Genomic DNA, 18,580 nt, shown 5'->3' on the forward strand with positions numbered 1-18,580 from the left:
TAGGGTGTAAATTACTCGGAGGTACAAACATCAACAAAACAGGATAATATGAGAGTACTATACTATGCAGTTATCATAATTTTGAGCTATTCAATTAGCGTTGATGCCCAGCATTTAGAGAACAAACTTCATTACTCAGTAGATCTGTATGAAGGATTAGACACTGAATTTTACACAGAAAGTAATTTTGGTGTTAAAAACCCAATTTATTCCGCTTTTCCCGTCACTTCCATGCTACGATATAACCGTGTAGATGGATTATTCATTGGGTATCAGGAAGATAAAATGGACTGGAATAACTCCAATTTTCTGAATGTAGAAAATGTAGATCTGCACGGTCTGGTCGGTTTTTCTACAGCAATGGGTGGCATTCAATATTCACTTGGTGCAGAGAAAAGTATTGGAGATCATCGCAAGTGGTGGTTGATAGGAGGAGAGTTATACCATACCACATCCACCGAAGATTATTGGCGTACGGGGATCTTTGAAAATTCTGTTAGTTCCATTCTCACCGGATTTGATTACATGGATTACCAACAAAGTGAAGGATTTGGAATCTATACCATGTTTAAACCATTGAGAAATGTTGAACTTGGATTAGCCTACAATAATCAGACAGTTAGTTCTGTGCAACAGCAAACAGAATTTTCAATTTTTAGTCGCTATTCAGAATGGAGGCCAAATCCGGCTATTGATTCACAATTTGATGAGATCGGGCAACAGAACCTCACAGTTGGTGTGACACTGAACCCGTACGGAATCAGAAGCAATGCCACATTACAAACCACACTATCGGCAAAAGCTGAATTGGCAAATATAGAAAGCTTCAATAATGATTTTCGTTATAATTCCTACCAAGCTGAAGCTAAATCTTTTCTTCGTTTGGATAGAAGTACCTTACTTAAATGGCGAATAATGGGTGGAAGTATTACAGGTCTAGCACCTGATTATAAAAACTTTGCTTTAGGTGGAATTGGTAGTTTAAGAGCCTTTGGCTATAAAATGTTGAAGGGGAATCAAATGCTATTAAGTAATCTTGAACTTGAATTTGGAAGCAGTAGAGAACATGGCAACTCGTGGCCGGATCTGAGTAACACTACTATCTCAATTTTTATGGACTCCGGTTATTCCAATTATAATTCCAATCTCGAAATGTCGGGCAACCCGTTAGATCATTATGATATTTCGTTCAGTGATCTTTCTCATAATATAGGAATGGGATTAGGGTTGGGATTTTTAAAACTAGAAATTGCAAAGCCTATCTCAGGAACAGGAGGCCAAAGTGTGTTCTGGCTCCGTTTAAATCCGACATTTTAGTCAATGTTTATCAGATCAATAATAAAAAACCCGAATCGTTCAAGACCCGGGTTTTTTCTTTAGGGCATTTGGTGCTTATGCAGCATCCAAAAGCTCTTTGCTCTTCGAAACGTGTTTACGTTCAATGAATCGAATTGTTACAATTCATGTTGTTTAGATGAAATAATGAACTTTATATGAGCTAATTTGGGTCAATTTTAAGACCATTTGTTATCTTTGGGCATGAACATTCAACACTTGACATCCATAAGTAAGGCAGAGCTGATCACAGCGATTACAATATTTCTATTTGTATTGGGAACTGTGATCACTTCCAGGTTAACAAGATTGACCGGTAATGATGCTATTGTATTTAATTCGAATACTTCTATTACATTCACCGGTCTTTCTGATCTGAATGACCTGGAATATAAACTTGATTCACTGGAGGTTAAATATGATTCGGATGAATTGAAATGGGCAGCTAGATTGCTTGGTTGGCGTAAATTTCAAAGAGGCAGGTATGAATTTGAGGGGGCACTAAGTTATAATACCTTCCTCTCTAAAATGACGCGCGGAATTCAAGATCCGGTAGAGATAGTTATACTACCCGGCATTACCGTTGAAAGATTTTCATCAGTTCTTGCAGAAAAATTGCATTTTAGTGAAAGTGAGCTTTTACAGGTATTCTCTGATAGTACTTTTCTGTCTCAAAAAGGATTTACCGAACAGGAATTGTTTGGACGAATGTTACCAGATACATATCTGACTTACTGGACACGGTCACCTAAAGAAATTGTGAATCAGATATTGAAAGAGTTTAACGAGAGAGTTGCTAAACCATATCAAGATCGTATCGATGAACTAAAATTCACTGCTGATCAGGTCGTCACTCTTGCATCAATTGTTGAATGGGAGGCAAAGTTCAACGAAGAAAAGCCAAGAATAAGTGGATTGTATTGGAACCGACTTCAAAGAGGAATGCGTTTGCAGGCAGATCCTACCGTTAATTATGCTTTAGGAGAGAGAAGAAGACTGTTGTTTGAAGATTATCTGTACGACCATCCCTATAATACGTATGTCAACTCTGGTTTGCCTCCGGGTCCCATCACAAACCCAAGTTTAAATACAATAGAAGCAACCCTATATCCGGAACAACATGATTACCTATATATGGTAGCAAACCCGGAGGGAGGGCATGTTTTCACTAAAACCTTTAGTGAACATCAACGTGAGAGTGAAAAATGGAGAATTTGGCTACGGGAACAATATCGAATCAAAAGGCAGATGGAAGCCAAGCAGAATAGTGAAATAGAGTCTGAGAGCTAATCTTAATTATCGTTATAAGTTGATTTCCTGATCTTAACTTCCTGATTGATGTGGGATCCATTGAAACTTACGCGTGTGATCAAGCCTCTATAATTATCAAAAGATTTTAAACCATCTTTCAGATATTCAGGGTTCTGTACTCTGGTCAAGCTTTCAAGCAAAACATTAGCCGCATCATATCCTATATATGCGAAACGATTTGGCTGAGTATCAAACCTTAACCTGAACTCACTTTCAAAATCGTTTACAGCTGAATTAGTAGAGTCTACTTCGAATGTCTTTGTATAATAAACATCAGTTTCAGGCAGCCTGGATGCATTAATATCTGCAGTTTCCCATTCCTCTGAACCTAAAATGGACATTTCGCTTCCCATAGCTTCAAGGTTGGTGATCAAAGCACTCATTAAGGTTTGTGCTATGTTACCAGTAAATGGTGCGTAGACAGCATCGATATTATAATTGTATACAGTATCAACCTCAGGATCAAAGTATTTTACATATTCACTGATATCATAACCTTCTGATGCCAGGTCTTCTACATAGAACCTGACTACTTCTCCGCCGAGTCTTCTTACTTCGTCAAGGAATGCATAGGCTGAAGCCTCACCCAATGAACCTCTTTCAGCAAGTACCGCAAGGGTATCGTACCGGAGCGTTTGTATGGCATACTGAGCCATTTTTTTACCCTGAACGGCAAAGGTCGGATTTAGTTGAAATGTATAGTTCAGATCCAGATTTATATCATCCGAGTTGGCCAATGGGGTTAACAATGGAGTACTATAAAGCTCTGCATATTTAGATAGCTCAAAAGCAACTTCAGAAAATAATGGACCTATGATGGCATCAACATCCTGATTCCAGATAAGGTCGTTGGCAATAAATGGAGCATTATTTACGCTTGCGTCCGTATTACGATAGGTGAGGAAAGCTTTTTGACGAGTATTTTGAGAGTTAAAATTCTCAATGGCAAGTTGTATCCCGAAATATAAATGTTGGGTGATCTCAAACTCATCTGATTCCAATTCAAACTCAGGCAATGCAACTCCAATATTGTAAGATAGACCGGAAGGTGCTTGGGTGTATTTATTGGGATTAAAACGTTGTGCATAAGAAGCAGAATCTTCCATGACACTGAATATATTTTGGTACCGGCTTGAATCAGATATATTAACAGTGTTTGTATAAGCTTCAAAAAGAGATTTTGCAGAAGGATAATCTAAGACCCCAATAACTGCTTCTACCAGGTCAAGCCTAATTTGATCGTAAGAAACGGCCCTGAAAGCTTGGTAACGCTGTTCTAAGGTTAAGAAATTCAACAAGTCTCTATAAAAATTGAAAGCATCTCGTTTTATACTACCTTGCATCGAGAATTCATTAATCTCAAATAATGCATCAAGTGAAGCAGCAAAATTTTCAAGCTCAAAATCGGCCAAAGCTTTTGTGTATTTGGCTTCAGAATACAGATCAGAATAAGTACTGTCTATTTTATTGAGTGATTTTTTAGCCTTGAGGTATTTATTGAGGGCAAAGTAAGTTTTACCAGCATATAAATAGGATGAAGGCTCTTCAATTTTTTCAAATATTCGAAGAGCTTCCTCATAATTACCTTCTTCATAGAAGTTTATACCTGTTTGCAGTGTTTGTGCATTAACAGATACAAATAGGAAACAAAGCGTGAATAGCAGAGAAATTCGTTTCATTATTTCTTTTGGTTTAGGATACATTAAGTTGATACTTAATTGAGACCTAATTGTTCTCGAAATTTTATTCCCACTCAATTGTAGCAGGTGGTTTAGAGCTGATATCATAAACAACACGGTTTATTCCCTTTATTTCGTTTATGATCCGATTTGATACATCAGCTAAAAATTCATAGGGCAGGTGCGCCCAATCAGCAGTCATACCATCCAGGCTTGTAACTGCTCTCAATGCACAAGTAAATTCGTAGGTTCTTTCATCGCCCATAACCCCAACACTTTGAACAGGTAATAGAACGGCTAAGGCTTGCCATACGTCATGGTATAGATCTTTCTTTTTGAGTTCTTCCACGAATATATAATCGGCTTCACGAAGCAAATTTAGACGCTCTTTTGAGAGATCTCCCAATACCCTGATTCCAAGCCCGGGGCCGGGGAAAGGGTGCCGGTCAATGAAATGATCAGGTATGCCCAATGTACGCCCCACATTTCTTACCTCATCCTTAAACAATTCTCGAACCGGTTCTATCAGATCAAGTTTCATCTTTTCGGGAAGTCCACCTACATTGTGATGAGATTTTATGGTAGCAGATGGCCCCTTAAAAGACACGCTTTCGATAACATCAGGGTATAGTGTTCCTTGCGCCAGATATTTAAAATTCGTGTCATGGCCGATCTCTTCATCAAATACATCAATAAAAGTATTACCAATGATCTTTCTTTTTTCTTCAGGATCAGAAATACCCTTAAGGCGTGATAAGAACAGTTCTGAAGCATCAACACCCCGGACAGGTAAATGAAGGTCTCTTGTGTAAAGATGCATCACAGAATCAAACTCATTTTTACGTAGCAATCCATTATCTACAAAAACACATTCAAGCTGGTCTCCAATTGCCTTGTGGATCAAAGTAGCAACCACGGTCGAATCAACACCACCTGACAGAGCACAAAGAACCTTATCATTTCCAACTTTTTCCCTGATACTTTTTATCTGTTCATCAATAAATGATTCAGATGTCCAGTCACCTTTAAGGCCACAAATATCGTAGGCGAAATTCTGGAGTAATTGTTTTCCATGGTCAGTATGGGCTACTTCCGGATGAAACTGAACGCCAAAAATATGGGCACTCTTATGACGTACTGCTGCGACTTTAGCATTGGAAGTATGACCTATGATCTCATAGGAGGAGGGGAGTTCATGTATATGGTCTCCATGACTCATCCAAACCACGCTTTCATTAGGAATATCCTTCAGAAGATCCTCTTTGTTGTCAACTAAAAGATTAGCACGCCCATATTCCCGTTTTTCCGCCTTTTCGACGCTACCGGGAATTTCTGTATGTGCCAAAAGCTGTAAGCCATAGCAAATTCCCAGGATCGGGACATCCCATTTCAGGATCTCTTTTTGAAGGGCAGGAGCATCTTGATCATTAACACTCTTGGGGCCACCGGATAAAATTATACCACCCGGATGAGGCTCCCTTACTGAGTCAAGTTCAACATTGTAAGGATGAATTTCACAATAGATATTCAGCTCTCTAAGCCGACGTGCGATAAGTTGTGTAAATTGTGAACCGTAGTCTAGGATCAGGATCCATTCAGAATGTCGGCTGTGCATGAAATTGTATTGTTAAATAATTTAAGCGATGACCTCTTCGTATTCTTCCGCAGTAAGAAGATCTTCAAGCTGATTAGGATCAGACAATTTGATCTTTACCATCCATCCATCGCCATAGGGGGCATCGTTGACAAGTTCAGGTTCGTCTTCTAATGCTTCATTTATTTCTATGATCTCACCGTCTACAGGAGCATAGAGGTCTGAAACCGTTTTTACAGCTTCAACGGTGCCGAATGTATCATCTTGTGAAAACTCAGTTCCTTCCGGCTCGAGTTCTACAAAAACTATATCTCCCAATTCACCCTGAGCAAAATCAGTTATTCCCACAGTGACTGTTCCATCACCGTTGTCTTTGATCCATTCATGCTCTCTGGTGTATTTTAAATCAGCAGGTATACTCATCTCAGTCTTTTTTAGGTATATATTTAAATTCTCTTTCGAGGTATTTCGTATCGAAGGTTCCTTTTATGAAGTTCTCATCATCCATTAACTGAATATGAAACGGAATGTTAGTTTTTATTCCTTCTATTATGAACTCTTTTAAGGCTCGCTTCATTTTTTTGATCGCCTCTATTCTCGTAGGAGCACTTACGATCAACTTAGCTATCATTGAATCATAAAAAGGAGGGATCCTGTAACCGGAGTAAGCATGTGTATCTAAACGTACACCGTGTCCACCTGGTGGATGAAATACAGTGATCTCACCGGCTGAAGGCCTGAAATTATGCTCAGGGTCTTCCGCATTAATTCTGCATTCGATTGCATGATTTGTAAAATTGAGTGGGTATTCTTCGATCTTTTCGCCAGCTGCCACTCGAATTTGTTGTTCAATAAGGTCAATACCGGTTACTTCTTCTGTAACGGGATGTTCAACCTGAATTCGGGTGTTCATTTCCATGAAATAGAAATTATGGTCATCATCAACCAAGAATTCTACGGTACCGGCACCTTCGTAATCAACTGCCTTGGCAGCATTTACGGCTGCATTGCCCATGCGTTCTCTTAGTTCTTCGGTCATAAGCGGTGAGGGAGATTCCTCTAACACTTTTTGATGACGGCGCTGAAGAGAACAATCTCTTTCACCGTAATGAACAGCTGTACCATGCTGGTCTGCCATGATCTGAATTTCAACATGATGAGGATTCAGAACAAATCTTTCGATATAGACAGCAGGGTTATTGAAGGAAGTTTCAGCTTCCTGACGGCACATTTTATAATTCTTCTCCAGATCTTCCGGTTCCATAACCATACGCATTCCGCGACCACCGCCACCGGCAGAAGCTTTAATGATCACTGGGAAACCGATCTCATCACATATTGTTTTAGCTTCATCATAGCTCTCAACCACACCGTCACTCCCGGGTACTACCGGTACATCATTTGCGATCATGGTAGCTTTTGCTACGGCTTTATCACCCATAGAATTGATAGCTTCCGGAGACGGGCCGATGAATTTGATATCATGTTCACGGCATATGCGAGAGAATTCAGCATTTTCAGAAAGAAAACCATAACCCGGGTGAATAGCTTCAGCATTTGTTATCTCAGCTGCTGCCAATATACTAGGGATCTTTAAATAACTGTCTTTACCAGCAGGAGGGCCAATGCATACGGCTTCATCCGCAAACTTAACGTGAAGGCTATCGGCATCCGCTGTAGAATAAACTGCAACGGTTTTAATACCCATTTCCTGACACGTACGGATTATACGCAGTGCAATTTCACCTCTATTGGCTATCAGAATTTTTTTAAACATGAAAGCCGCTTAGTCTTTTTTAATGATAAATAATGGTTGGTCAAATTCTACAGGTTGTGCATCTTCGACCAATACCTTTTGAACGGTTCCGCTGAACTCAGCTTCGATCTCATTCATGATCTTCATTGCCTCAACAATACACAATGTATCTCCTTTGGAAATATGATCTCCAACTTTAACAAATGGATCAGAATCGGGATCCGGTGCAGTGTAGAAAGTACCAACAATAGGTGATTTCACAGTTTCACCGGCAGGTTGGTCGTCTGAGGTAGAATCAGAAGATTCCCCTGCACTTTGTTGAGGTTGTGGGGCTGCAGCCGGTTGTACCGGAGCTTGAGGGGCAGGATGTGAATAGCTCACCTGCTGAACTTCACCTTGTTTTTTTACTTTGATCTTAAAATCACCTTCTTCCAGTGATACTTCATTAACATCACTTTCAGAGATAAGTTCTAAAATGTTTTTTATGAGTTTTAAATCCATGATTTGTTTATTTAGCTCGTTCTATATATTCGCCTGTTCGGGTATCAACTTTGATCTTTTCATTTTCGTTGATAAATAAAGGTACCTGTACGGTTGCACCTGATTCCAGGGTTGCCGGTTTACTGCCGCCCTGAGCGGTATCACCGCGAAGGCCGGGATCAGTCTTTTCAACTGTTACTTCAATATGGTCTTTAGGTTCTGCATATAATATTGATTCTTCATCAGCATTTACCACAACAGTACAATTTTGACCTTCAACAAAATAACCTTTCCGCTCAACCTGAGAGGCATTTACCGGCACTTGTTCATAGGTATCTGTATGCATTAGGTAGTACAATTCTCCATCATTATAGAGATATTGATAGTCTCTTGTTTCAACACGGACTGATTCAGCATTTTCACCTGAGCGCCATGTTTTATCAATGTTTTTTCCATTCATAATCCCCTTGAGCTTAGTCCTTACAAATGCAGGACCCTTGCCGGGTTTAACATGCTGAAATTCAGTAATTGAATACAATTCACCGTCCAGATCCAGAACCATTCCGTTTCTGAAATCCGATGTTGATACTTTTGACATCCGTTAGTTTCTCCTTAAAATTAAATTCATCCAAAAATAGCACCTGCCTTTATGGATAACAAACGTGTTTAGATGAAATTAGAGATCAAATTATAAAGTATAGCTGCAGGGCAAATGTACTTAATAAATATTGGCCATACTTTTGAGAATAGTGTCTGTTTGATTCCGGCAAATCCGTACTCCATTTCATTGATGGCGTTATCAGTAGTCCAAACATATCCTACGAATAAGCAGATCAGGAACCCACCGAGAGGGAGGCCTATACTGCTAAAGAGATAGTCAAACCATCCGATTAGTACAGGGAAGAAAGCCACACATATAGAAACAGCGAGAATTCCTAATCCCACAGACCAGGCAGCTTTTTTACGTTTTACCTCAAATTCATCTATCACATAAGATACCGGCACTTCCAATAAGGAAATTGTGGATGTCAGTGCAGCAATACTTAACAAGAGGAAGAAGGTAACACCAAGTAACATTCCAACACCTCCACCGATGGTATGAAACAGGGCAGGAAGGATCTGAAAAACAAGATCCGTACTGGAGGCAAGAGAACCTCCGGCATTAATGTTAATACCTTGACTCTGCGCCAGATACATTGCTGGTACAATTAGAAGTCCTGCAAGGAAGGCAATACCTACATCTGCAAGAGTTACAAAGGCAGCTGCTTGCGGAATGTTTTCTTTTTTATTCAGATAGGATCCATAGGTAATAAGTGCACCCATACCAAGTGAGAGTGAGAAGAAAGCCTGTCCCATAGCTGAGAAGATCAGTTCGGCATTGATCTTTGAAAAATCGGGCAAAAGATAGGTTCGAACACCTTCGGCACTGCCGGGTTGCAGTAGTACATATATGATCATGATCACAATAATACTAATGAGCAGAGGCATCATAGCCTTCGTAGCACGTTCTATACCATCGCTCACACCACCTGTGATGATCTTTATAGTTCCCAACATAAATACAGTTGCGATCAGCGCGTTCTTGAATCCATTTCCGGTATCTGTGAGCCAGTCAGCTGCTGCGGCCCAACCGAAGAAGTAAAAGATCTCTTCGAATGCAAAACCAAACGCCCAGCCTGCAATTACGGTATAAAATGATAGGATCATTACACCACAAATCACACCCCAAAGTCCCACAAGGGGAAAAAACTTATTGGATGTTATGGCTTTGAAAGCACCAACAGGGTTTTTGCCAGACTTTCTCCCAATGGCGATCTCTGCCGCCATTACCGGAAAACCGATAGCAAAAGTACATAACAGATATATGATCAGGTAGGCTGCCCCTCCCTGAGTCGCTACTTTTGTTGGGAAAGCCCAGATATTACCCAGGCCAACCGCTGAACCCGCTGCTGCGAGTATAAATCCTAATTTTGAATTCCATGAACCTCTATCAGTGGTGGTTGTTCCAGCCAAGTTTGTTCCTCCTAAGGATGTTTATTGTTGAGACGGCGTAAAATATTTTAAGGATTGCTTACACGCAACTTTCTTAGAATAATTCCGGAGCTTGCCGGCACCATATACTTATTTTTAACGCTTTTTAAAGTTTTATTTCCGGAATGCTGATCGTTTGTTACCAATTCCCAATACCCTTCTGGGAGTATGATCTCATATTCCTGCTCCAAACTTGCGTTCAATGATACAAAGTAATTATACACATCACCTGAACTTTTTCCGTCAATTGAGAAAGTTATATGAAGTGGATCATTGTAAACTTTGAAATTGATATCCTCAGGCTTTGCTTTTCTTAAAGCAGGTGCATTTAAGCGTAAATTAATCAATCCTTTATAGTAATTAAAAAGGGTTTTATTGATCTCAATCTCATTAAAATTTAACCAATTTGTCTGATCATCTTTGTTATATGTGTCCCTGTCAATTTTACCTTTTTGCCGGTCAATATTGTCTGGATCACGGATGATCTTTGAGCGTGCCCATTCTTGTCCGGCATGCATCATTGTAATACCCTGAGATACAAATAAAATAAGAGCAGCGAGTTTAGAGATCGATGCTTCCGTTTCATTGAGATCAACTATATGGCTTACGTCATCAAATATTTTTTCTGACCTGTCTGGATCTAAAGCGATTCTGATATAATCTCCAAGGGTATATCCATCATGACTTTCAAGATAGTTTACTGAATGCCCTGAATACTGAAATAATCCGTCTGCTTCAGATCTAATTGTACCGCGTATCAAGTTCTCAATGGCAAACCTTGTTTTATCTCCAGTGCTGCCAAATATTAATCCCTTGTCTTCCTTTGGGTTATATCCCTTTATGGTATTTCTATATCTATCATTCCAGGAGGGCCAACCATGGTCTGAAAAACCATCCGGTTTATACTCTTTTCCCCATGGTTCAGCAATTAGAAGAACATTTGGATTGATCTTTCGTGCTTCATCTTTGATCAGATCCACTGTTTCCCAATCAATAATGCCAGCAAGGTCAAACCTAAACCCGTCTATGTGATATTCTTTCATCCAATATTTAACAGATTCTACAATTATCTCCCTTGAATATGCAGAGCTTGTATCAATATCATTACCGGTCCAGCTATTGTTAGTGAAATTACCACTATTGTCCAGATCGAAATAGTGATCCTTGGCAGTATATTTAAGTGGGTTAAGGTCATAGTGGGACGCATGATTATACACTACATCCATGAGCACCGAAATATTTTCTTTATGAAGAGCTTTTATAAGTTCTTTAAGTTCATATTCAGCAGCCATCGTTTTACCGATTGCATCGCCGGGATCAAGGGTGGCGTCAGAAGCATATATTGTTTCCGGTGCAAAATGAAATGATGTCATATATCCCCAGTAATTTCTGGAGTAGGGATTCCAGGTATTCCTGATGCCATTTGAAAGTGCTTCACCATAAGGCGGTTCGAAGTAGGCAAATTTTTGTAGAGGTAAAAACTCTACAGCATTGACACCCAGTCTTTTAAGATGATTTATACCTCCGACATCCGCATTTTTAAAATCATTATAGATTCCCTGAACATCTGTCTTTGCTGATGGGTGAGCGACCAAGTCCTTGATATGGGCCTCATAAATAATGAGATCTCTTGGATCCTCGGGAGCTACAAATGTATCGTCTTCCCAGTCAAAATCAATGGAATTACAGATCTTGGTCTTTGGATACTGCAGGTAATGATTTTTTGAGGTTACATGACGGCTTCTTGGGTCTGCTATGTATTCATCGGTGGAAAGAAAGAAGTGGTCAATTTCAGGTCCATCAATTTTATAGGCGTACCATTTTTGATCAAAATGTTCCTGGATCATACAGTTCCATATGCCTTCCTCATCTTTTTCCATTTGAAAACTGAGGCCTGATTCATCTTCATAGTGTTCAAATATCACAAGCTGTACAGAGTGGGCTTTGGGTGAAAATAGCCTGAATATACTGGCAGTATTTGTGACGGTTAACCCAAGGGGATATTCTTCAAGACCAGTAACACTGCATTGTAAATTAGAAGTACTATGCATTAAGTGATCGGGCTTCCCGGTTCTGCATCCGTTTCAACAAATTTGAGTGAGCCATCAGGATTCTCTGCCATCAGTATCATGCCTTTACTTTCCACTCCCATCAGTTTTTTAGGAGCCAGATTGGCAACAACACTCACTTTTTGTCCGGAGAGTTTTTCTGGGTCAAAATATTTGGAAATACCTGATACGATGGTTCTCTTCTCCAAGCCTATGTCAACTTTGATCTCAAGGAGTTTATTGGTCTTCTCGATCTTTTTAGCTGATAAGATCTTTCCGGCTCGCAGGTCCAATTTCATAAAATCCCCAAAATCAATATTTCCCTTTAGTTCTGGAACATCGGGAGTTGGATCTGCTTTCTTTGCTTTTTCGTGTAATTTTTGAATTTGTTCTTCGATGATATCGTCCTCAATTTTATCAAATAAGATGTCTCCCTGTATCACTGATTCACCAACTTTAAGCATTGAATTGGTGATATCTGACCAGGAAAATGTATCGGCAAGTCCTAGTTGCGCTCTAAGTTCCTTCATTGTGTCCGGAAGTATAGGGTCAAATAAACAGGAGAGTGCTGCACTAATTTGTAGGCTTACATGAAGGGTGTTACCGGCTTTTACTGGTTCCGTTTTTCGGGTTTTCCAGGGTTCCGTTTCGGTGAAATATCGATTACCAATACGTGCCAGGTTCATGGTTTCTGAAATAGCTTCTTTAAACCGAAAATTCTCGTACGCCTGAGTGACCTTATCTTTTTGGTGTTCAATAGCTGTGAGTGCTTCAAGGTCTGTTTCAGAAGGTTCAATCAGTTCAGGCACTTTCCCCTCAGCATAATTAACCGTAAAAGAAAGTGACCTATTCGTGAAATTCCCCAATACATCAGCCAACTCAGTGTTGACATGCATCTGAAAATCTTTCCAGGAAAAATCCGAATCCTTGGACTCAGGTAAGGTGGTCCCCAAAGCATAACGAAGGAGATCAGGTTTAAACACCTCCAAATATTCATGTAACCAAACAGCCCATCCACGTGAAGTAGACAGCTTTTTCCCCTCAAGATTCAGGAATTCATTTGCAGGAACATTTTTAGGAAGCACATAGCCCCCGTGCTCCATCAATACCACAGGAAACATAATGCAGTGAAACACGATATTATCTTTTCCAATAAAGTGATATAACTCAGTATCCTCATTCTGCCAGAATTCTTTCCAAAGTTCAGGTTCTCCCTGATCTATAGCCCATTCTTTTGTTGCTGACACATAACCTATAGGGGCATCAAACCAGACATAAAGCACTTTTCCTTCAGCCTCTTCAAGTGGAACCGGAACTCCCCAGCTAAGATCTCTTGTTGCTGCTCGATCAGCTAGTCCGTCGTTAAGCCAGCTTTTGACCTGACCCATGACATTTGGTTTCCAGTTTTCCCGAGTTTCCAGCCACTTTTCCAGTTTTGGCTGAACATCACCTAAAGGCATATACCAATGCTCTGTCTTTTTTAACTCCGGTTTTTCTCCGGTTAATGCACTAACAGGATCGATCAATTCAGTAGGAGAGAGTGACGTTCCACATTTTTCACATTGATCACCATAAGCTTCCTCATACCCACAATTAGGGCAGGTTCCCTTCACATATCGGTCAGGTAGAAACATATCAGCTTTAGGATCATATAGCTGCTCTTCGGTTTTCTTTTTGAAAAAACCTTTATTATTAAGGTTCGTAAAAAACTCTTGTGATGTTTCTCGATGCACTTTTGAACTTGTGCGACCGTAGTAATCGAATGAGATACCAAAATCCTCAAATACCTTTTTATTCATCTCGTGATATCGGTCCACAATATCCTGGGGCGATACACCTTCCTTTTCTGCAGCGATCGTTATTGGCACTCCATGTTCATCAGATCCACATATAAAGGCTACGTCGGCATCAGTTCGGTGTTTGTAACGCACGTAAAAATCAGGGGTCAAATAAGCTCCGGCCAAGTGACCGAGATGTATAGGTCCGTTGGCATATGGAAGAGCCGAGGTTACAAGTATTCGTTTATTTTTGGGCATTAGAGAGAGTTAGTCTGTTTTTTTTCGAAGATAAGAAATGAATGTCTCAATGTTTAAAATGATAGGACAAAATTTGAAGAAGTTCAGTTTTTGAAGGATCAGGCACAGATCTTATTATAATCACTTAAACGAGTTCCTCCATCTGCTTCATCTAATTTTCTTAAAGCTGCTTTCACACCATCATGGACCGTATTATGAAACCGATTTGATTTAACGAATGTACTGATATCAGATTTTCTGATCACATCTCTAACTGGTCCTATCAGTCCCGAAATGTACAGTTCGATACCTTGTTTATTCAATGTCTCTATGATCATCAGTAGAGAATCCATTGCGGAAACATCAAGGTCACCAATAGTTGTTCCGTCTATGATCACATACTTGGGAGCTTCTGACTCATTCATACTTTTATCCAGTATATAGTTTTTAAAGAACTCAGCATTGACGAATGAAAAGGGAGCGTCAACTCGTAGTATGAGTATCCCGGGAATGGTTTTAACTTCTGAGAACCGTTCTTTGTTTTTAAAATCCCTTGTTTCAGGAACAAGCCCCAGTTCTGCTACAGTAGGTTTACTCATTTTCATTAAAAGAGCCAGGACAGAGGTCACTAATCCAATTATGATTCCTTCCTGAATTCCAATGGCTAATACACTGATAAAGGTAATGAAGGCGACAAGGGCATCTCTGCGTTTAGTGTTAATAAGGAATTTTAATTCTTTTATATCCACCAGGCTGCTTACAGAAACCACAATGATTGCACCAAGTAAAGGTTTTGGAAGGACCTCAAAGAGAGGGGTAAGGAATAAAAGGGTAAATAGGATAAGTAATCCGGCAAATACATTATTCAAGGAGGACTGGGCACCAGCCTGCTCTGCTATAGCTGATCGGGTGAAACTGGATGAGACCGGCAATGATTGGAATAAACTTCCGGCAATATTACTGGCACCTACCGCCATTAATTCCTGGTTAGGATTAACGGTATACCCGTGTTTTCGTGCAAATGATTTTGAAAGTGAAGCGACGGTCATGAATTGAATGAGGGCAAGTGTAAAGGCATTAGGGGCTATTTCCCTGATTGCTTCAGTATCAAAGGCTGGCAGAGCAAAATCAGGCAGCCCAACGGGAATGGCACCTATTTGTTCAATACCCCATTGGGAAATACTGATAAATGAAACAATAATGATCGTAACCGTAACTAAAATAACAGATTCCGGTAATTTCGCATAAAACCTTCTCATTAAAACCAGAAAAAGAATGAAGAATACAGAAAGGCCAAAAGAGGGAAGATGTATATTTTCAATATGCTGCCAAAGATCAATAAGGATCACATGGATATACTGAGAGTTTTGGATATCAATTTTCAGTAATGTACCCATTTGGCTGGCTATAATGATAATTGGGGCTGCAATAGTGAATCCAGAAATTACCGGGCGTGAAAACAAATTAAAGACGAATCCAAGTTTCAATAATCCCATAATGATCTGAAAAGCCCCTGTCATTACTGCAATAAGTATGGCAAAGGTGATTTTCTCTGTTGGATCATTACCGGCTAAAAATCCAAGCCCTGCTGCCAGTATTAACATATCTATGGCCACAGGCCCAATTGAAATATGCCTTGAAGTACCAAACAAGGGATAAATAAATAACGGTATCAGCCCGGCATATAAACCATAGATAGGAGGTAAGCCTGCAATAACCGCATATGCCATTCCCTGTGGGATCAAGACAACACCTACAGTTGTGCCAGATATCAGATCAGATTTAAACTTAGATAGGTTATAATTTCTGAGTACATCAAGAATGGGTAAATATTTAAACAGAAAGTTCTGCATTTGTCAGTTTAAAATGGCCAGAAATATGGAATTGCAAAGGTACCAATAATCCAGAAAAGAATGTTAAGAGGAGTTCCAACTTTCACAAAATCCGCGAATTTATATTGTCCCGGACCAAAGATCATGGTATTCGTTTGATAACCAATAGGAGTCATAAAACTCAATGAAGCAGCCATTGTTACAGCCACAAGTAATGGTGTGGCATCTATTCCAATTGTAAGGGATGCCTCGATGGCTATTGGGGCCAGAAGTGCTGCCGTAGCCTGATTTGATATTAAATTTGTTAGCATCATAGATAAAAAGAAAAAAGCTGATAATACTGCCGTAGGCCCAAGGTGTTCAAAATGAGTAATAATTCCATCAACCATCAATTGTGCCGCACCGGTCTTTTGCATGGCAATACCTAAAGGAAGTACCCCTCCCAAGAGAAAGATCACTTTCCAATTGATAGATTGATATGCTTCTTCATTAGACAGGCACCCTGACAGAACCATAAGTATAACCCCGCAGATGGCAGTAGCTACGATAGGTAATACACCAAAGGCTGCAAATCCTACAACTCCGGCAATAATAGCTATTGCCACTGGGATCTTTGAGGTATCGTGATCTGGAAGGTTGATCTCTGTCGCAAGAACAAATTCTTCAGATACCTTTATGTCATTGACTCGTTCCTTTTTTACATAAAGCAGGAGGGAGGTACCGCTTTGTAAACGAATATCAGATAAATGCTCCTGCTCTATTTTACCTTTTTGCCGAATTGCCAGAACTATACCCTCAAAATGGTGATAAAGGCTAAGTTGATTGAGTTTCTTACCTTCATAGGATGATTCCGGTGCCACTACAGCCTCAACAAGCTGGGCATTTCCAAGTTCAAAATCTTTATCTTCCCACGCCTTGGTTGGTTTGATAAGCACATCTTCCCGGTTAAGCAATTTATTAAGCTCTTTAACACTTCCCCGAATTCGGAGCACATCATTGGATTCAAGAGTGATGTTTTCCCGATCAGGTTTGGATTTCATCTTGGCATCAAAAACCTCAAAAATGTCCAGGTCAAGATCTTTAATTAGTTCAGTATTCATCAGAGGTGTACCAACAAAATCTGAATTTGGCTGAAGTACAACGTCGGTAAGGTAACTTTGCATTTCAAATGTGTCAGTAAGAGATTCGTCCTTACGACGTTCAGGGATTATTTTAATGCCAACCGTAAATAGGTAAATAAAACCTATCACAAAAAAGATAGATGCAACGGGAACAAACTCAAACATTGTAAATCCGGTCAGGTCGTTATCTTTGGCGATCGAATCAACAAGAAGGTTTGTAGAAGTACCTATCAATGTGAATACACCGCCAAACATGGCTGCGAATGAAAGTGGCATTAAAAGTTTGGATGCACTTTGTCCAAGATCTTTTGACAAACTTATGATCACGGGAATAAATATCGCTACAGCTGCTGTGTTATTGATGAAGGCAGAGATCACACCGATCACAAGCATGATGATCAATATGGCTACTCTGAAGTTAAGTTTACTTAATTTGTAAAAATATTTACCTACTATATCCAGAGCACCGGTCTTCCTGAGTCCTTCACTCAAAATAAACATGCAGGCAATGGTCACTGTTGCCGGATTACTGAACCCCGACAGACCTTCTTTGGGAGTGAGAATTCCCGAAACCACTAATATGGCTAAAATTATCAGTGAGGTTATGTCAAAAGACACCCGCTTGTTGACAAATAAAACTACAGCCAAAAGAATCAGACCGTATATAAAGAGTATTTCGGGTGCTATACCAAACATTCAGTATTGATTTGATTGAGCTCAAATATCAAGATTCACATGCATTTATGAAAACGTTTTATGAGAATTGCTGAATAAGAAAACAGGTATGGAAATCCATCAATTAAGCTCTTATTTTAAGTCAGAATGCAAATGTAAGTAAAAGCTGCCTGCCATCAGTAGGTTGCTTTTTTTATTTTTAGAAACCGATTAAAAAAAGAGATTATGAGTAAAGTTCAATATCTGACCCAGGAAGGCTATGATAAACTTGACGCTGAGTTAAAAGACCTGAAAACCAGGGGACGTAGAGAGATCGCTGAGGAGATATCTGAAGCCAGAGCAAAGGGAGACCTAAGTGAGAATGCCGAATACGATGCCGCAAAGGAAGCTCAGGGACATCTAGAAGATCGTATCACAAAACTTGAGGATGCCCTTGCCAATGCAAGAGTATTGGATAAGAAAGATCTTGATCTCTCAAAAGTCAGGGTACTTACTACTGTTACCATTTTAAATAAGAAAATGGATAAAGAGATGAAGTACACCATTGTATCACCAAATGAAGCCGATTTCGCAGCTGGTAAGATCTCAATTGAGTCTCCCATTGGAAAAGCACTACTTGGCAGGGAACAAGGTGAAGTAGTAGAAGTTGATGTACCTGCAGGTAAGCTGGAGTTGGAAATTATGAAAATCGAGATCGACTGAG

14 protein-coding genes are annotated in these 18,580 nt (G+C 39.8%); 3 read left to right on the forward strand and 11 right to left on the reverse strand.

Features of this window, described 5'->3' with window-relative positions:
* The first annotated feature begins 48 nt into the window (after positions 1-48).
* Together AC13FX_RS12985 and mltG are read left to right on the forward strand one after the other, a co-directional pair.
* Positions 49-1,317 (forward strand): BamA/TamA family outer membrane protein, encoded by a 1,269-nt coding sequence (locus tag AC13FX_RS12985; RefSeq protein ID WP_482881197.1) that lies wholly within the window; start codon positions 49-51, stop codon positions 1,315-1,317.
* Between the two features lie 222 nt (positions 1,318-1,539).
* Positions 1,540-2,625, forward strand: a complete 1,086-nt coding sequence (mltG, locus tag AC13FX_RS12990; RefSeq protein ID WP_482881198.1) for an endolytic transglycosylase MltG — start codon at positions 1,540-1,542, stop codon at positions 2,623-2,625.
* A 2-nt stretch (positions 2,626-2,627) separates the two neighbouring features.
* On the opposite strand, the gene AC13FX_RS12995 is transcribed toward mltG, so the two are convergent.
* From AC13FX_RS12995 to AC13FX_RS13045, 11 genes are all read right to left on the reverse strand, one after another.
* The gene (locus tag AC13FX_RS12995; protein ID WP_482881200.1) at positions 2,628-4,325 is read right to left on the reverse strand and encodes an ABC transporter substrate-binding protein; all 1,698 of its coding nucleotides are present in this window, start codon (positions 4,323-4,325) and stop codon (positions 2,628-2,630) included.
* A 64-nt stretch (positions 4,326-4,389) separates the two neighbouring features.
* Positions 4,390-5,940 (reverse strand): glutamine-hydrolyzing GMP synthase, encoded by a 1,551-nt coding sequence (gene guaA, locus AC13FX_RS13000; RefSeq protein ID WP_482881201.1) that lies wholly within the window; start codon positions 5,938-5,940, stop codon positions 4,390-4,392.
* A 21-nt stretch (positions 5,941-5,961) separates the two neighbouring features.
* Positions 5,962-6,342 (reverse strand): glycine cleavage system protein GcvH, encoded by a 381-nt coding sequence (gcvH, locus tag AC13FX_RS13005; RefSeq protein ID WP_482881202.1) that lies wholly within the window; start codon positions 6,340-6,342, stop codon positions 5,962-5,964.
* A 1-nt stretch (position 6,343) separates the two neighbouring features.
* The gene (gene accC, locus AC13FX_RS13010; protein ID WP_482881204.1) at positions 6,344-7,696 is read right to left on the reverse strand and encodes an acetyl-CoA carboxylase biotin carboxylase subunit; all 1,353 of its coding nucleotides are present in this window, start codon (positions 7,694-7,696) and stop codon (positions 6,344-6,346) included.
* A gap of 9 nt (positions 7,697-7,705) precedes the next feature.
* Positions 7,706-8,176, reverse strand: a complete 471-nt coding sequence (accB, locus tag AC13FX_RS13015; protein ID WP_482881206.1) for an acetyl-CoA carboxylase biotin carboxyl carrier protein — start codon at positions 8,174-8,176, stop codon at positions 7,706-7,708.
* A 7-nt stretch (positions 8,177-8,183) separates the two neighbouring features.
* Positions 8,184-8,753: an elongation factor P gene (gene efp / locus AC13FX_RS13020; RefSeq protein ID WP_103663813.1), complete on the reverse strand. Its 570-nt coding sequence runs from the start codon at positions 8,751-8,753 to the stop codon at positions 8,184-8,186.
* Positions 8,754-8,821: 68 nt separating this feature from the next.
* Complete coding sequence (locus AC13FX_RS13025; protein ID WP_482881208.1) at positions 8,822-10,168, reverse strand: sodium-dependent transporter; 1,347 nt, start codon at positions 10,166-10,168, stop codon at positions 8,822-8,824.
* Positions 10,169-10,215: 47 nt separating this feature from the next.
* A complete protein-coding gene (locus tag AC13FX_RS13030) occupies positions 10,216-12,237 on the reverse strand; it encodes an alpha-amylase family glycosyl hydrolase (protein WP_482881210.1) in 2,022 nt (673 codons plus the stop codon).
* Entirely contained in the window at positions 12,237-14,270 is a 2,034-nt protein-coding gene (metG, locus tag AC13FX_RS13035; RefSeq protein WP_482881211.1) for a methionine--tRNA ligase, read from the reverse strand. Before metG ends, AC13FX_RS13030 begins: the two co-directional genes overlap by 1 nt.
* 98 nt (positions 14,271-14,368) lie before the next feature.
* On the reverse strand, positions 14,369-16,102 hold the full coding sequence (locus AC13FX_RS13040) for a SulP family inorganic anion transporter (RefSeq protein ID WP_482881213.1): 1,734 nt from the start codon (positions 16,100-16,102) through the stop codon (positions 14,369-14,371).
* Between the two features lie 8 nt (positions 16,103-16,110).
* A complete protein-coding gene (locus tag AC13FX_RS13045) occupies positions 16,111-17,850 on the reverse strand; it encodes a sodium:proton antiporter (RefSeq protein ID WP_482881214.1) in 1,740 nt (579 codons plus the stop codon).
* A 252-nt stretch (positions 17,851-18,102) separates the two neighbouring features.
* On the opposite strand from AC13FX_RS13045, the gene greA reads away from it, so the two are divergent.
* Complete coding sequence (greA, locus tag AC13FX_RS13050) at positions 18,103-18,579, forward strand: transcription elongation factor GreA (protein WP_482881215.1); 477 nt, start codon at positions 18,103-18,105, stop codon at positions 18,577-18,579.
* Position 18,580: the final 1 nt, after the last annotated feature.

The organism is Gracilimonas sp. B-17 (assembly GCF_056857935.1).

Bases quoted from the DNA above. Each gene is read 5' to 3' on its own strand.
- AC13FX_RS13040 (WP_482881213.1), bottom strand. From the start codon at position 16,102: ATGCAGAACTTTCTGTTTAAATATTTACCCATTCTTGATGTACTCAGA.
- guaA (WP_482881201.1), bottom strand. From the start codon at position 5,940: ATGCACAGCCGACATTCTGAATGGATCCTGATCCTAGACTACGGTTCA.
- metG (WP_482881211.1), bottom strand. From the start codon at position 14,270: ATGCCCAAAAATAAACGAATACTTGTAACCTCGGCTCTTCCATATGCC.
- accC (WP_482881204.1), bottom strand. From the start codon at position 7,696: ATGTTTAAAAAAATTCTGATAGCCAATAGAGGTGAAATTGCACTGCGT.
- gcvH (WP_482881202.1), bottom strand. From the start codon at position 6,342: ATGAGTATACCTGCTGATTTAAAATACACCAGAGAGCATGAATGGATC.
- AC13FX_RS12985 (WP_482881197.1), top strand. From the start codon at position 49: ATGAGAGTACTATACTATGCAGTTATCATAATTTTGAGCTATTCAATT.
- AC13FX_RS13030 (WP_482881210.1), bottom strand. From the start codon at position 12,237: ATGCATAGTACTTCTAATTTACAATGCAGTGTTACTGGTCTTGAAGAA.
- accB (WP_482881206.1), bottom strand. From the start codon at position 8,176: ATGGATTTAAAACTCATAAAAAACATTTTAGAACTTATCTCTGAAAGT.
- AC13FX_RS12995 (WP_482881200.1), bottom strand. From the start codon at position 4,325: ATGAAACGAATTTCTCTGCTATTCACGCTTTGTTTCCTATTTGTATCT.
- efp (WP_103663813.1), bottom strand. From the start codon at position 8,753: ATGTCAAAAGTATCAACATCGGATTTCAGAAACGGAATGGTTCTGGAT.
- mltG (WP_482881198.1), top strand. From the start codon at position 1,540: ATGAACATTCAACACTTGACATCCATAAGTAAGGCAGAGCTGATCACA.
- greA (WP_482881215.1), top strand. From the start codon at position 18,103: ATGAGTAAAGTTCAATATCTGACCCAGGAAGGCTATGATAAACTTGAC.